Origin of the sequence: Rhodococcus sp. NPDC127593 (assembly GCF_042671975.1) — a bacterium.
In the GTDB taxonomy this organism is placed as follows: Bacteria; Actinomycetota; Actinomycetes; order Mycobacteriales; family Mycobacteriaceae; genus Rhodococcus_F.
Window position 1 is genome coordinate 1 of sequence record NZ_JBHXWI010000080.1, and the last position, 14487, is coordinate 14487.

General features: G+C 67.4%; 15 protein-coding genes. 4 read left to right on the forward strand and 11 right to left on the reverse strand.

Annotated features, from left to right (window positions below):
- From ACFVJ3_RS43305 to ACFVJ3_RS43315, 3 genes are all read right to left on the reverse strand, one after another.
- A partial coding sequence (locus ACFVJ3_RS43305) for an acyl-CoA dehydrogenase family protein (RefSeq protein WP_378457926.1) occupies window positions 1–620 on the reverse strand: 620 nt, incomplete at its 3' end.
- Window positions 607–1419 carry an enoyl-CoA hydratase-related protein gene (locus ACFVJ3_RS43310; RefSeq protein ID WP_378457927.1) on the reverse strand — a complete coding sequence of 271 codons (813 nt, stop codon included), beginning with the start codon at window positions 1417–1419 and terminating at the stop codon, window positions 607–609. The genes ACFVJ3_RS43305 and ACFVJ3_RS43310, both read right to left, overlap by 14 nt.
- The gene (locus tag ACFVJ3_RS43315; RefSeq protein WP_378457928.1) at window positions 1416–2234 is read right to left on the reverse strand and encodes an SDR family oxidoreductase; all 819 of its coding nucleotides are present in this window, start codon (window positions 2232–2234) and stop codon (window positions 1416–1418) included. Before ACFVJ3_RS43315 ends, ACFVJ3_RS43310 begins: the two co-directional genes overlap by 4 nt.
- A 161-nt stretch (window positions 2235–2395) precedes the next feature.
- Between ACFVJ3_RS43315 and ACFVJ3_RS43320 the strand changes: the two genes are divergently transcribed.
- The 3 genes from ACFVJ3_RS43320 to ACFVJ3_RS43330 are packed head-to-tail and all read left to right on the forward strand — an operon-like array spanning window position 2396 to window position 5462.
- Window positions 2396–2875, forward strand: coding sequence for a MaoC family dehydratase (locus ACFVJ3_RS43320; RefSeq protein WP_378457929.1), 480 nt, complete (start codon window positions 2396–2398; stop codon window positions 2873–2875).
- A gap of 53 nt (window positions 2876–2928) precedes the next feature.
- Window positions 2929–4449 carry an AMP-binding protein gene (locus tag ACFVJ3_RS43325; RefSeq protein WP_378457930.1) on the forward strand — a complete coding sequence of 507 codons (1521 nt, stop codon included), beginning with the start codon at window positions 2929–2931 and terminating at the stop codon, window positions 4447–4449.
- Between the two features lie 5 nt (window positions 4450–4454).
- Window positions 4455–5462, forward strand: a complete 1008-nt coding sequence (locus tag ACFVJ3_RS43330; protein WP_378457931.1) for an NADP-dependent oxidoreductase — start codon at window positions 4455–4457, stop codon at window positions 5460–5462.
- Window positions 5463–5532: 70 nt separating this feature from the next.
- On the opposite strand, the gene ACFVJ3_RS43335 is transcribed toward ACFVJ3_RS43330, so the two are convergent.
- Window positions 5533–6909: an MFS transporter gene (locus tag ACFVJ3_RS43335; protein WP_378457932.1), complete on the reverse strand. Its 1377-nt coding sequence runs from the start codon at window positions 6907–6909 to the stop codon at window positions 5533–5535.
- Between the two features lie 192 nt (window positions 6910–7101).
- Between ACFVJ3_RS43335 and ACFVJ3_RS43340 the strand changes: the two genes are divergently transcribed.
- Window positions 7102–7728, forward strand: coding sequence for a TetR/AcrR family transcriptional regulator (locus ACFVJ3_RS43340; RefSeq protein ID WP_378457933.1), 627 nt, complete (start codon window positions 7102–7104; stop codon window positions 7726–7728).
- 7 nt (window positions 7729–7735) lie between these two features.
- Here ACFVJ3_RS43340 and ACFVJ3_RS43345 read toward each other — a convergent pair whose 3' ends face one another.
- The 7 genes from ACFVJ3_RS43345 to cysD all read right to left on the reverse strand — a co-directional run bounded on the left by ACFVJ3_RS43345 (window position 7736) and on the right by cysD (window position 14391).
- Window positions 7736–8374 (reverse strand): TetR/AcrR family transcriptional regulator, encoded by a 639-nt coding sequence (locus tag ACFVJ3_RS43345; protein WP_378457934.1) that lies wholly within the window; start codon window positions 8372–8374, stop codon window positions 7736–7738.
- 1 nt (window position 8375) lies between these two features.
- Entirely contained in the window at window positions 8376–9368 is a 993-nt protein-coding gene (locus tag ACFVJ3_RS43350) for a phosphotriesterase (protein WP_378457935.1), read from the reverse strand.
- A 79-nt stretch (window positions 9369–9447) separates the two neighbouring features.
- Window positions 9448–10098 carry a formylglycine-generating enzyme family protein gene (locus ACFVJ3_RS43355; RefSeq protein WP_378457956.1) on the reverse strand — a complete coding sequence of 217 codons (651 nt, stop codon included), beginning with the start codon at window positions 10096–10098 and terminating at the stop codon, window positions 9448–9450.
- A 7-nt stretch (window positions 10099–10105) separates the two neighbouring features.
- Entirely contained in the window at window positions 10106–10507 is a 402-nt protein-coding gene (locus ACFVJ3_RS43360; protein WP_005252906.1) for a nuclear transport factor 2 family protein, read from the reverse strand.
- A complete protein-coding gene (locus tag ACFVJ3_RS43365; RefSeq protein WP_378457936.1) occupies window positions 10504–11634 on the reverse strand; it encodes a 3'(2'),5'-bisphosphate nucleotidase CysQ in 1131 nt (376 codons plus the stop codon). Before ACFVJ3_RS43365 ends, ACFVJ3_RS43360 begins: the two co-directional genes overlap by 4 nt.
- Window positions 11624–13474 carry an adenylyl-sulfate kinase gene (cysC, locus tag ACFVJ3_RS43370; RefSeq protein WP_378457937.1) on the reverse strand — a complete coding sequence of 617 codons (1851 nt, stop codon included), beginning with the start codon at window positions 13472–13474 and terminating at the stop codon, window positions 11624–11626. The genes ACFVJ3_RS43365 and cysC overlap by 11 nt, the downstream gene beginning before the upstream one ends.
- The gene (cysD, locus tag ACFVJ3_RS43375; protein WP_378457938.1) at window positions 13474–14391 is read right to left on the reverse strand and encodes a sulfate adenylyltransferase subunit CysD; all 918 of its coding nucleotides are present in this window, start codon (window positions 14389–14391) and stop codon (window positions 13474–13476) included. The genes cysC and cysD overlap by 1 nt, the downstream gene beginning before the upstream one ends.
- Between the last annotated feature and the right edge of the window lie 96 nt (window positions 14392–14487).

The window sequence follows — 14487 nt, forward strand, 5'->3', positions numbered from 1 at the left end:
GGCGCATCGATCGGCACCACCATCATCGACTGCTGCCGATGCGGCGCCGCCGACGGATCCGTCTTCCCCATCACGATCAACACCCGGCAATTCCGGTGCAACGCATTCGACGCGAACCACTTCCGCCCGTTCAGCACATACTCGTCACCGTCCCGGACCATCGACAACTCCACATTCGTCGCATCCGAACTCGCCACCGCCGGCTCCGTCATCGCAAACGCCGACGCCATCGTCCCCGCCAGCAACGGCGTCAAATACTTCTCCTTGTGCTCCGCCGTACCGAACAACTCGAGCACCTCCATGTTCCCCGTATCCGGGGCATTACAATTGCACGCCTCCGACGCAATATGGCTGCGCCCCATGATCTCCGCCAACGGCGCATACTCGAGATTCGTCAACCCCGCACCCGTCCCCGGATGCGGATGAAACAGATTCCACAACCCCCGACGCCGCGCCTCCGCCTTCAACTCCTCCAACACCGGCGGCTGGAAATGCGGATCCCCCGACTCCCGCATCTGCTCCTCGTACACCGCCTCCGCCGGATACACATGCGAATCCATGAACTCCAGCAGATCGGTCTGCAACTGCTGGGCGCGATCCGAGATGTCAAACAGGGACATGGGAACTCCTGACGGGTAGTGAGGGAAATGTGGGTGTGCGCTTGTCGAGGTGGCTCTGTACGCCCTCGACGAGGTCGGCCCCGCGGAACGCCTGCAACATCAGGCCTTCCGCGCGGGCCACGGACTCGGCGTAGGTGCCGTCCGCATCGTTCTGGAGTTGGTCCTTGATGACGGCCATCGATGTCGGGGAGCAGTGCGTCGACAGCTGTTCGGCGTAGGCGACCGCGGCGTCGACAACCGAACCGTCCGGCACGAGGTGGTCGACGAGTCCGATGCGCAGCGCCTCCTCGACGTTGACCATGCGGCTCGACAGCAGCAGGTCGGTGGCCCGGCTGGGTCCCACGAGCCGGGGCAGCAGCCAGGCGACGCCGTACTCGGCGATCAGTCCCCGCTTGGCGAAGGCGGTCGTGAACCGGGCGGACGCCGACGCGAACCGGACGTCGCAGTAGAGTGCCTCCACCATTCCGAGACCGGCGGCGACCCCGTTGATCGCCCCGATCAGCGGTTTACGCAGTGTCGCGGGAAGGTCGCGGGGGCGCGGCCGGAGGAGGTCCGCTTCGGAGACGTCCCCGACGGCCTGCAGGCGTCCGAGGTCGGCGCCTGCGCAGAACCCGCGCCCGGCTCCGGTCACGACGATCGCGCGGACGTCCGGGTCGTCCTCGGCGTCGCCGAGCAGCGTGAAGTACCGGTCCTCGAGGTCGTCGGTCCAGGCGTTCAGCTTGTCCGGCCGGTTGAACGTCAGCACCAGGACCGGTCCGCGTCGCTCGGCGAGGACCAGGTCTGCGTGCTCGGGTGTCACGCGTGCTCCAGCAGCGAACTCTGGTAGCGGCGCATCCCGCGGAGCCAGCGGTCGTAGTCGGACCCCTTCTGCCGGTACATGGCGAGGACGCTCTCGTGGGGCAGGATCAGGAACGTCTCCCGGTCCACGGCGTCGAGCACGATGTCGGCGACCTGCTCCGGCTGCAGCACGTCGCCTGCCGAGACGACGGCCCGGGTGGCCGCGACGCCGAGTGGATCACCCGAGTTCTCGCCGGAGCGCATCAACCTCGTCTCGACTCCCATCGGACAGAGGCAGCTGACCCGGACTCCGTTGTCCCCGTACGTGACCGACAGCCATTCGGAGAACGCGACAGCCGCGTGCTTGGTGACGGCGTAGGTGGCCGAGCCGATCTGAGTGAGGAGCCCGGCCGCGGACGCGGTCGACACGAAGTACCCCTCGCCCCGCTCGATCCACTTCGGCACGAGTTCCTGGGCGGCGCGGATGTGGGCGCGGACGTTGACGTCGATCGCGAGATCCCAGCCGGCGTCGTCGGCGTCGAGGCCTGGTGCTCCCGCGATGCCGGCGTTGGCGAAGTAGAGATCGACCGGGCCGAACTCGGTCTCCGCGCGCTCGATGATGCGCCGGATCTGATCGGTGTCCGCGACGTCGGCGCCGTCGGCGACGGCTGATCCGGGGTGGCGTGCGTTGATTCCGTCCGCAACCGCGGCGGCTGCGCTGGGGTCGAGATCGGCGACCAGCACCTTGGCGCCCTGGTCGGCGAGACGGTCTGCGATCGCCCCGCCGATACCGCCTCCACCGCCGGTCACGATGGCGACCTTCTGTGCAACCTTCACGAGGTGTCCTCTCCTTCGCCGTGCGTTGTGACTCGCGTCTCTCTTTTGTATAGTTGAATCCGTCGTCAAGTTCAAGTGTTGGAGTTCGAGAACACTGCGAAGTTCGATGCAGCCAACGTGACACATCCAGGCCCTGCACCACCCGGAATTGAGGGAGACAGATGACCGACACCACCGCACTGCCCGCTCGCCCCGCGAGCTTCGACGAACTCACGGCGTTGATCGGTAAGGAGCTGGGCCCCACCGACTGGCACGACGTCACCCAGGAACGAGTCAACGCCTTCGCCGACGCGACCGGCGACCACCAGTGGATCCACATCGATCCCGAGCGTGCCGCCGCCAGCCCGCTCGGCGGCACGATCGCGCACGGGTTGTACAGCCTGTCCCTCGGACCGGCGCTGTCGGCGACCCTGCTGCGGTTCGACGGTTTCGCCCACAGCCTGAACTACGGCTACAACAAGGTCCGTTTCCCCGCGCCGGTGCCGGTGGGTTCACGCATCCGGATGCGCGCCACCGTGCAGTCCGCCGAACAGGTCGGGGGCGGCATCCAGGTGACGATGAGCCAGGTCGTCGAGCGCGAAGGCTCCGACAAGCCGGTGGTCGTGTCCGAGTCCGTCGCCCGTGTCGTCGAGGCCGGATAACCGCCCATGCCGTCGAGGCCGGATAACCCTGTACCGCGTCGGAGGTTGACGACATGGCAAATGTGATCGATCCGGTGTCCCGCCACGCGGACGCCACTCCCGACAACATCGCACTCCGAGGCGCGGACAGCACCCTGACCTACGGACAGTTGCAGGCCGCGAGCACCCGGTATGCGGGAGCACTCACCGCAGCCGGCCTGTCCCCCGGCGACAGAATCCTCCTGGCCGCACCCTCCGTGCCCGAATTCGTGGTCGCGTATCTGGGAATTCAGGCGGCGGGGTGCGTCGTGGTCCCGGTGAACACGATGTCCACCCGGCCCGAGACCGAGTACGTCCTCACCGACGCCGGCGCCGCGCTCGCCGTCGTGTGGCACGAACTCGGGCCCGCGATCGGCGCCGCCGCGGCCGCGCTGGACATCCCAGTGTGGACGCTCGCACCCGACGCCGCGGCACCGGACGCCGAGCCGGCCCCCGTCGCCGAGCGTAACCGCGACGACACCGCCGCCATCCTCTACACGTCGGGCACCACCGGGCGGCCGAAGGGCGCGGAGCTGACGGTCGGGAACCTGTTGTCCGGCGGTGAGATCGGCGCCGAATGCAGTCGCGGTTCGGGTGCCGACCGGACGGGCACCGGACTGCCGCTGTTCCACGTCTTCGGCCAGGCCTCGGTCATGATGGCGACGTTCACGGGCGGCGGGTCGCTGTCACTGCTGGCGCGGTTCGACCCGGCCGCGATGCTCGCCCTCCTCCGACGCGACCGCCTCACGATCATGGCCGGCGTGCCGACGATGTGGAACGCGATGCTGCACGCCGCGGACGGCGCCGACTCGCAGGACTTCACGCAGCTCCGCATCGCCATCTCCGGGGGCGCCTCGTTGCCGGGCGAAGTGGCCCGCGAATTCGAGTCCCGTTTCGGGTGCACCATCCTCGAGGGGTACGGGCTCACCGAGACCACCGCGTTCGGCACGTTCAACGACATCGACCGCGGCGGAAAGATCGGCTACACCGGACGCGCGGTGCCCCGGCTGGACGTCGAAGTGCGGGACCACGACGACACCGCCTGCCCTCCCGGCACCGTCGGCGAGGTGTTCGTGAAGGGGGCGACCGTGATGAAGGGCTACTGGAACCGGCCGTCCGACACCGCGGCCGTCCTGGACTCGGACGGGTGGCTGCGCACGGGCGATCTGGGCGAGATCGATGCGGACGGGGATCTGCGCATCGTCGACCGGGTGAAGGACCTCATCATCCGCGGCGGCTACAACGTGTACCCGAGTGAAGTCGAGGAGGTGTTGTACACACACCCCGACATCCTCGAGGCGGCCGTCGTGGGTGTTCCCGACGATCACTACGGCGAGGAAGTGGCCGCGGTCGTGGCCACCGTCCCCGGTTCCGATCTGGACGGCGGCGAACTGACAAGCTGGGCGCGGGAACGACTGTCCGCATACAAGATTCCCCGGATCGTCGCGATCGTCGATTCCCTCCCGAAGGGGTCGACCGGAAAGATCCTCAAGCGGTCGATCGACCGGACCGCACTGAAGAACCACGCACTGACCGCAGAAGTACTCGAAAGGTGAACACCGTGACATCCGTGAACAGGCAGGTCCGACTGGCGAAGCGTCCGGTCGGCCGTCCCGACGACTCCACCTGGGAGATCACGTCGGAACCGATCCCCGAACCCGCAGACGGCGAATTCACCGTCAAGGTGGACTACGTGTCCCTCGATCCCGCGATGCGCGGGTGGCTCGACGACGTGAAGTCGTACGTTCCGCCGGTGGCGATCGGTGAGGTGATGCGCACCCATGCCGTCGGCCGGGTGGTGACTTCGAAGAACGCGAAGTTCCCGGAAGGACAGCTCGTCTCCGGACAGTTCGGCGTGCAGGAGTTCGCGGTCTCCGACGGCCGCGGCGCTCTCGCCGTCGACGAGTCGCTCGCCCCGGCGCCGACGTGGCTGGGCGCGCTCGGGTTCCCCGGCATGACCGCCTACTTCGGCCTCACCGACGTCGGCAAGCTGGAGAAGGGCGACACCGTGCTCATCTCGGGGGCGGCGGGAGCGGTCGGGAGTATCGCCGGGCAGATCGCCAAGCTGAAGGGCGCCACGGTGATCGGCATCGCCGGCGGCCCGGAGAAGTGCGCATGGCTGACCGAGGATCTGGGTTTCGACGCGGCGATCGACTACAAGTCGGAATCGGTCGGGAAGGCCCTGCGTGCGGCCGCACCGGACGGGATCGACATCTACTTCGACAACGTCGGCGGCGAGATCCTCGACGCCGCACTGGCCCGGCTCCGCAAGAACGCCCGGGTCGCGCTGTGCGGCGCGATCTCCGGATACAACGCCACCGACCCGCAGCCCGGCCCGTCCCGGTACCTGTCGCTGCTGGTCAACCGAGCGTCGATGACGGGGTTCATCGTGTTCGACTACCTCGACCGGTTCCCCGAGGGCATGGAGGCGATGTCGGAGTGGATCCGCGCCGGGGAGATCGTGACCCGCGAACAGGTCGAGACCGGGGGCGTCGAGGCCTTCGGCCGCACACTCAATCTGCTGTTCGACGGCGCCAACACCGGAAAGCTCGTGCTGAAGATCAGCTGAACTCTTCCTCCTACGACGATGCCCACCGCCGAGATCCGGCGGTGGGCATCGTCGTGAATGGGCAGGATTGCTAGTAGAACTGCGCGCCGGGTACGGCGGTGGGATCGTTCCGGACCTCGGCGGTGTTGGTCTCGTGGAGCTTCCACGCGCAGAGGAACGTGACCAGCCCCATCAGTGCGACGAAGGCGGCGACGAACGTGGTGGTCCCGGTCTTGGCGATCAGCGCGGTCATGATGAACGGAGTGCCGCCGCTGACCGTGATCGCCGCCAGCTGGTATGCGAGCGAGGCAGCCGAGTACCGGACGCTGGGAGCGAACAGTTCACCCATGTACGCGGCGATCGGCCCGTACGTCATGGACTGGAAGACGCTACCGACCGTGACGGCGATGAAGAACAGCAGCAGGTTCCGGGTGTTGATCAGCCAGAAGTACGGGAACGCCCACACGATGATCATCGCCGCGCCGATCAGGATCATCGGCCGGCGCCCGATCTTGTCGGACATGTGCCCGGACCACAGCACGACACCGACCGTGAGCGCGGCGCTGAGCAGCGAGATCGCCAGCAGGTCGTTGCGCTTCAACCCCAGTTCCGCGGTGCCGTAGCTGAGCACACCGGCAATGGAGATGTAGAACAGGGAGTTGGTGGCCGCGAGCAGGCCGCAGCCGAGCAGGATCTTGCGCCAGTGTTCCTTGATCGCTTCGGTCAGCGGTGCCCGGACGACGGTCTTGTTCTTCTTCTGCGCCTCCTCCTGCAGGTCCCGGAATTCGGGGGTGTCCTCGACCTTGGTCTGGATGTAGAGCACGACCGGGAACAGCAGTGCACTCGCGAAGAACGGGATCCGCCAGCCCCAGCTGAGGAACGCCTCGTTCGAGATCGCCGCAGTGGCGCCGAGGAACACGAGGTTGCCGAGCAGGACGCCGAAGGAGACGCCCATCTGGCCGAAGGTCCCGGAGAATCCCCTGCGCTTCGGGCTCGCCGATTCGGTCAGCAGCAGGACGATCCCACCCCATTGACCACCACACGCGAGGCCCTGAACGAACCGCAGCGCCACCAGCAGGATCGGGGCTGCGACACCGATGGTTGCGGCACCCGGAAGGCAGCCGATGAGGAACGTCGCCAGTCCCATGAACAGCAGACAGGTGACGACTGCCGGCTTGCGGCCGTACTTGTCCCCGAAGTGACCGGCGACGAGGCCGCCGAGCGGGCGTGCGACGAAGCCTGCCCAGAAGGTGCTGAACGAGAGCAGGGTGCCCATCAACGCCGACGAGTCGGGGAAGAAGACGTGGGGAAAGACCAGTGCCGCAGCGGTTCCGTACAGGAAGAAGTCGTACCACTCGATCGAGCTGCCGACGAGCCCCGCCGCAAGCAGTTTCCGATGCGCACGCTTGCGCGAGACGACTGTGTCGCCGGTTGCGTCCTTACTCGGCTGCACCGCGGATGTAGTCATCCGATCACTCCTCGAAATAGGTCTTCGTGTGGATGTGGGAATGAGATTTTTCAGAACATGACGCCAACTTCAAGTCAGTGAGCGCTTGCTTAGCGTGCTTGAATAGCTGTGTGATGTCAATCACTCGAGGGGATTGATCTTGCCGAATCCCGCCGGTGCGGACGAAGCTCGATGCGGCGGAGAGGACCACCGATGACCGAACTGCGAGACGACGTGTCCGCGACCGAGGAGCCGAGCCCGGGTCCGCCGACATCCGAGGAACGCCTGCTCCGGGCGGCGACGACACTGTTCTCCGACAAGGGTTTCGAAGCCACCCGTACGAGGGACATCTCCACCATGGCCGGGATGAGCCCCTCCGCGCTGTACGTGCACTTCCCCTCCAAGGAGGATCTGCTGTTCCAACTCGTCCGCCGGTCGAATGAGCGCGCGCTCGCGCTGGTGCTGAAGGCCGTGGCGCCGTTCACCGACCCCATCGACCGCGTCCGGGCACTGGTCCGCGAATTCAGCATCATGCACGCCCGGAACTTCCGCCGCGCGCGCATTGCCCAGTACGAGAGCAGGCATCTCGACCCCGAACACCGCGAGGTGGTCGCCGAGACCCGGCTCCAGATCCGGGTCGCGGCAATTCGAGAGGTGCAGAACGGGATCGATCAGGGGGTGTTCCTGATCCCCGACCCCCGCGTCGCGGTTCTGGCGATCATGTCGCTCGCGGTGGACATCTGCCGGTGGTACAGCCCCGACGGCGAATTCACCCCGGAGGAGCTGGGCGACATCAACGCCGACCTCGTTTTGCGCATCCTCCACGCACCCGGCTACTGACGGGCCCTCACACGCGGTCGGGGACGCGCAGCGCGTTCGTCCACATCCGCGCAAGTCCGGCGGTCAACTGCTCGAACGTGAGCGATCTCCGCTCGCTCGGCGGTCCGACGAAATAGCTGTAGGCCATCCTTCCGACCATGGCGGACAACGCCTTCGACGTCAGCATCGGATCGAGCGACGCGTCGGCGAGACCGCGGTCCTGCAGATCGGCGATCGCCCGCGCGTTGCGCCGGTAGAACGTCTCGTCCCGCGAGCGTTCCAGTTCACGGAACGCGGGGTCGACGTGCGCGACCTGCTCGAGCAGGGCCAGCAGTCGCGCATTCCGGCGGCACGCGTGCAGGTAGGCGCGGATGCTCGCCTCCACGACCGCGTGCACGTCGCCTTTGTCCGCGACCCGTCCCATGCCGGGATGCAGCAGGTCGTTCTGCGTCACCTCGACGACCGCCGCGAACACCTCCTCCTTGTTGGTGAAGTAGGTGTAGAACGATCCGGTCGAGAGTCCGGCCTCCTTGCTGATGTCGACGAGACGGGCGTCGAGGTACCCCTCGCGCTCGAACACCACCCGGGCCGCGGCGACGAGACGATCGCGGGTGCGGACGCCTCGGGCCGTGACCGGTGGCGCGGGTGCGATTCGCGGGCGCGACATGTCAGTAGGGCTCGACGTTCTCGAAGTATCGCCGAGGCACCTCGACCAGCATCTCGGTGATCATCTTCTCGGTGACACCCCGCTCGCGGACATAGGGCAGCACGTCGTTCTCGATGTGCAGGTAGTGCCACTGCGGGAGCGCGGCCATCAGGTCGGGGTCGATCCAGTCGATGTAGCAGGAGGCGTCCTGCGACAGGACCATCTGCCCCGCGAATCCCCGGCGGCACATCTCGACGAGCGTGTCGGCGCGGGCTTCGAACGTCGTCTCGAGGTTGATCCCGAACCGATCCATCCCGAGGACGAAGCCGGCCTCGGCGAGGCTCGTCAGATGCTCGACGTCGGTGCTGTCTCCGCTGTGCCCGAGCACGATCCGGTCCGGCCGCACCCCCTCCTCGTCGCACATCACGCGTTTGACGTGCAATCCGGCCTCGCTGCCGGGGTGCGTGTGCACGGTGATGGGCACGCCGGTGCGCCGATGCGCCTTCGCGACGGCCCGCATCACCCGCTCGACACCGGGCGTCGGACCCTGGTGGTCGATCGCGCACTTGAGCAGTCCCGCGCGGACCCCGGTGTCGGCGATCCCCTCTTCGATGTCCTTCACGAACATGTCCACCATCGGGTCGGGGACCTCGGCCCCCACCATCGCGTCCAGCGCCGGACCGCGGTAGTGGAAGAAGAACGGCACGTCGTCGTAGGTGTACAGCCCTGTTGCGGCAACGATGTTCAGCTCGGGAAGCTGTTCCGCGACCCGCTGGATGCGCGGAATGTACCGGCCGAGGCCGACGACCGTGGGGTCGACGATGGTCCGGACACCCTGCTCCGCCAGCGCGCGCAGCTTGGTGACGGCGTCGGCGACCCGCTCGTCCTCGCTCCCCCACTCGTCCGGGTAGTTCTGCTGCACGTCGGGCGTCAGCACGAACACGTGCTCGTGCATGTACGTGCGTCCGAGTTCGGCGCTGTCGATAGGTCCGCGGACCGTGTTGATCTGGCTCATGCAGACTCGCCCTCTCCGGGTGTGACCGTCGTCATACCCCGAGCCCAGCGTAGAGCTAACTTGAACCTGACGTCAACATTTAGTCAGGAGCGAATACACCCCGGGCGAGACGGAATCCGACGTCGTCGATCCGGTACGTCGGGTGACTGCGCCGGCGCACCGACGCACGGCAACTCCAGTGCTCGTCGAACCACCCACCGCCGCGCAGTACCCGGTACGTGCCGTACACCTCGGGGTCGTACAGATCCCAGCACCACTCCCACACATTGCCCAGGGTGTCGTGCAGACCCCAGGCGTTCGGCTCCTTGCCGCCGACTTCCTGTGGCCGGCCGCCGGAGTTCTCGCGGTACCACGCGATCGCATCGAGGTCGCCGTATCGCGGACCGGTCGTTCCCGCCCGGCAGGCGCGTTCCCACTCGGCCTCGGTGGGAAGCCGGAACCCGTCCGCGGCGGTATCCCACAGGACGTCGTCGCCGTCCGGCCGATAGGCGGCGGCGAGACCGGCCCGCTCGGACAGGGTGTTGCAGAAGAGGATCGCGTCCCGCCACGACACGCCTTCCACCGGCAGTCGCGAGCCCCGCGTCGTGCCCGGCCACTCGCCGGTGACGTCGGCGTACTCCCCCTGCGTCACGGGGTGGACGGCGATCTCGAAGGCACCCAGCTCGACGCTCCAGCTGCGGGTGGTTCGCCGATCCGACAGCGTGACCTGCCCGGCCGGGACGGCGATCATCGGGCCGCTAGCCACCGCCGGCAGCAGCCTGGATCGGTGCCATGTCGAAGTAGTCGCGCCAGGTGGTGATCTTGCCGTCGGTGATCTCGAAGACGCCGACGACGGGTAGTTCGACGACGTTGCCGTTGAGCGTGAACACGTCGATCCGCTCGTTCATCACCACGCCGCTCGATTCCTCGGCGTTGGGGCTCTGACCGCCGTCGGTGACCTGCCGGTGCACACGGAAGTCGATGCCGCCGAAGGCCGCGATGAATCCGGCGACGAACTCGCGGATCGCGTCACGCCCGATGACGGGTTCCATCGGAATGTTGTGGTAGACGGCGTCTTCCGCGAAGTACTCCGCGATCTTCGCCGGATCGGGCTCGATCCACTCGGCGCAGAATTGGGTGACCAGTTGATCCGGGGTCATCGTTTCTCCCTTTCGATCGCGGACGGTTCGATGATGGCCATGACGGACTGGATCGCCCCGGCCGGGATGTCGAAGTGTTCCGTGATCCGAACGGACGTAACCTCGGTGGGTGTGGCCCCGAGGTCGAGCACGAACCTTGCCACCACGTTGTCGCCCCACTCGTGGAAGGAGAGTTCGCGCACGGCCTGGATGGCCTGATATTGCAGGCCGTTCTCGAGTTCGTCCCGGATGAAGGCCCCCGTTTCGCCCGTGTGCTGCCCGTTCTCCACCCGCCATGCGTTGTCCGCGAGACGCACCTTGGTGGCGTCGTGGCTGACCAGCGCATCGATGTAGGCCCTGGCCATCGCGACCCGGCCGCTGTCGGCCGTGTCGGTGGCGTGTGTCGCGATCGCGGCGAGCAGCGGCCGCGCGAGCTCCGGCCGGCAGATCAGCAGGTCGGGCAGGTAGGGGTGAGACTCGTTGTAGTCCAACGGGGTTCCGTCGATTCGCGAGCAGTGCAGGCCCGCGGCCGCGGCGACGCCCACGGGTGCGGCCGAGTCCCACTCCCACTGCCCGCCCGCGTGGATGTAGGCGTCCACGTCTCCACGCAGCACGGCCATCGCCTTCGCTCCGGCCGAACCCATGGTGGTGACCTCGGCGCCGATCTCCGTCGCGACGGCGTCGACGAAGTCGGGCGGTCTGCTGGCGGACACGACGATCCGCGGGCGTGCCGGGAGCTGTTCGGCATGCACCGCGTGGCTGTCGTCGTCACTGGCATACACGGCGCCCAGCGCCGGTTGCGCGACCGCTGCCGCCGTGATGCCCCGACCGCGTTCCCACAGCGCGACGTGCACGGCCCAGTCCGAGTGACCGGGCAGTCCGTACTCCTTGGAACCGTCGAGCGGGTCGATGATCCACACCCGCGAACGCTCCAGCCGCGACCGGTCGTCGGCCGACTCCTCGGACAGGATCGCGTCGTCGGGTCGCTCCGCGGAGAGCTTACCGAGGATGAACGCGTCGGCGGCGACGTCGCCCCGCCTGCCCAGTTCACGACCGTCCGCCGATCCGAGTCCCGCGGTGCGGATGTCCAGCAGCAGGGCACCGGCACCGGAGGCGATGTCGGCCGCGAGTCGTGCGTCAGTGATCACGTCTCAACAATTCCATAATTCTCTCGGCTTGTTCGGTCGGCGTGCCGTCCCCGGGCCGGAGGACGAGTTCGGCGTTCTCCGGGGCCTCGTACGGGTCGTCGACCCCGGTGAACCCGGTGATCTCCCCCGCGCGGGCTTTCGCGTACATCCCCTTCGGGTCCCGTGCCTCGCACTGCTCCACCGGCGTGTCGACGAACACCTCGACGAAGTCGAGCCCGGCGGCACGATGCTGCTCCCGGACGCGGTCCCGGTCGGCCCGGTACGGGCTGATCAGCGACGCGATCGCGACCACCCCGGAGTCGGCGAGCAGTTGCGCCACGGCGCCGACCCGGCGCACGTTCTCGGCGCGGTCCTCCGCACTGAAACCGAGGTCGGCGTTCAGGCCGTGACGCAGGTTGTCGCCGTCCAGCCGGTAGGCAGGCACCCCGGCCGCGACCAGGCGGCGCTCGAGTTCCACCGCGACCGTCGACTTTCCCGACGCCGACAGTCCGGTCAGCCACACCGTGCGACCCCGCGTCGCCCGTTCGTCCCGCGACACGGCCGCGGCGTGCCACACCACTTTGGAACGCGACAGCGTCGGCCCGGTGATCATGCCGGCGGCGACGGTGTTGTGGGTCGACTCGTCGACGAGCACGAAACTGCCCGTCACGTGGTTGCGGCGGTACGGGTCGAACATCAGCGGCTGCGACGTCCTCAACTGGATACGGCCGATCTCGTTGAGCGAGAGCGACTGTGCAGACTCGTCGCGGTGCAGGGTGTTGACGTCGAGGCGGTAGTCGAGCCGCACGACGGACGCCCTGGTGGCGCGAGTGGTGTGCAGCAGCGTGTACCGCGCATCCGGCGCCAGCGAGGACTGTTCGCTGAACCAGCAGACCATGGCGTCGAGTTCCTGCCCGACGAGCGGACGGTTGTTGGGGCGGCACAGCACGTCTCCACGGCTCACGTCCAGCTGGTCGGCGAGCTGCACGCACACCGCCGACGGTGCGAACGCCTCGTCGAGGCGGGTTCCGCCGGGACCCCAGATGGCGCTGACGGTGGAGGTGAATCCCGACGGCAGTACCACCACCTCGTCGCCCGGCTTGAACACGCCGCTGGCGACCGTGCCCGCGTACCCACGGAAATCGTGCAGCGCGGAATCGGTCTGGCGCTGCGGCCGGACGACGTACTGCACCGGGAACCGCGCGTCGATCAGGTTGCGGTCGGATGCCACGTGGACCTGCTCGAGGTAGTGCAGCAGCGACGCGCCCTCGTACCACGGCATGTTGACGGTGCGTTGCGCGATGTTGTCGCCGCGCAGTGCCGACACCGGGATGAACGTGAGGTCGTGCACCTCGAGTTTGATCGCGAACTGCCGGAACTCCTCCTTGATCTCCTCGAACCGTTCCTCGGACCACCCGACGAGATCCATCTTGTTGACGCACAGTACGAGGTGGGGAATTCCGAGGAGGCTGGCGATGAACGCGTGACGGCGCGTCTGCTCGAGAATCCCCTTACGGGCGTCGACGAGGATCAGGGCCAGGTCGGCGGTCGACGCGCCGGTCACCATGTTCCGGGTGTACTGCTCGTGACCCGGCGTGTCCGCGATGATGAACTTGCGGTGCGGCGTGGCGAAGTAGCGGTGCGCGACGTCGATGGTGATGCCCTGCTCGCGTTCGGCGCGCAGACCGTCGGTGAGCAATGCCAGGTTGGCGTGCTCGTCGCCCCGTTCGCGGCTGGTGCGTTCGACCGCCTCGAGCTGATCCTCGAAGATCGCCTTCGAGTCGTACAGCAGCCGGCCGATGAGGGTGGACTTGCCGTCGTCGACGCTGCCTGCGGTCGCGACCCGGAGTAGCTGCGGCATCAGAAGTACCCTTCCTTCTTGCGGTCTTCCATGCCGGCCTCGGAGATCCGGTCGTCGGCCCGGGTGGCCCCGCGCTCGGTCAGCCTGCTCGCGGCGACCTCGGTGACCACGGCCCCGGCGGTGGTTGCCGACGATTCGACGCAGCCCGTGCACGTGGCGTCGCCGACGGTCCGGAATCGGACGAGGGTCTCGTACGGCTCGTCACCGGGAAGCAGGGTCAGGAACCGGGTGTGCGCCAACAGCATTCCGTCGCGCGGCACGACCTCCCTGCGGTGCGCGTAGTACAGGGGCGGCAGTTCGATCTTCTCCTCGCTGATGTACTGCCAGATGTCGAGTTCGGTCCAGTTGGACAGCGGGAACACCCGGATGTGCTCCCCCTTGCGGTGCCTGCCGTTGTAGAGGCTCCACAACTCCGGACGTTGCGCCCGCGGATCCCACTGCCCGAACTCGTCGCGGAAGCTGAACACCCGCTCCTTCGCGCGGGCCTTCTCCTCGTCGCGGCGGGCGCCGCCGAAGATGGCGTCGAAACCGTTGTCCCGGATCCCGCGCAGCAGCGCCGCGGTCTGGAGTCGGTTGCGGCTGGCCCGCGGGCCCGTCTCCTCGCTGACACGGCCGGCGTCGATGTCGTCCTGCACGCTGGACACCACCATCCGCAGGTCGAGGCGTGCGACGGTCCGGTCGCGGAACTCGATGACCTCGTCGAAGTTGTGACCGGTGTCGACGTGCATGACGGCGAACGGGAGAGGTGCGGGCCAGAACGCCTTGGCGGCGACGTGGAGCATCACCACCGAGTCCTTGCCGCCGGAGAACAGCAGAACCGGACGCTCGAACGTGGCGGCCACTTCTCGGAAGATGTGCACGGCTTCGGCTTCGAGCGCGCCGAGGTGGGACAACTCGTACACGGGCGGTGCGGTCATGGGCGACTCCTCGTCGCGAGTGCCTTGCCGGTCTCTGGTCCATATTTGGACCAGCCCGGTCGAAAATGATTGCACCTCCGAGAATAGAACGTGTTT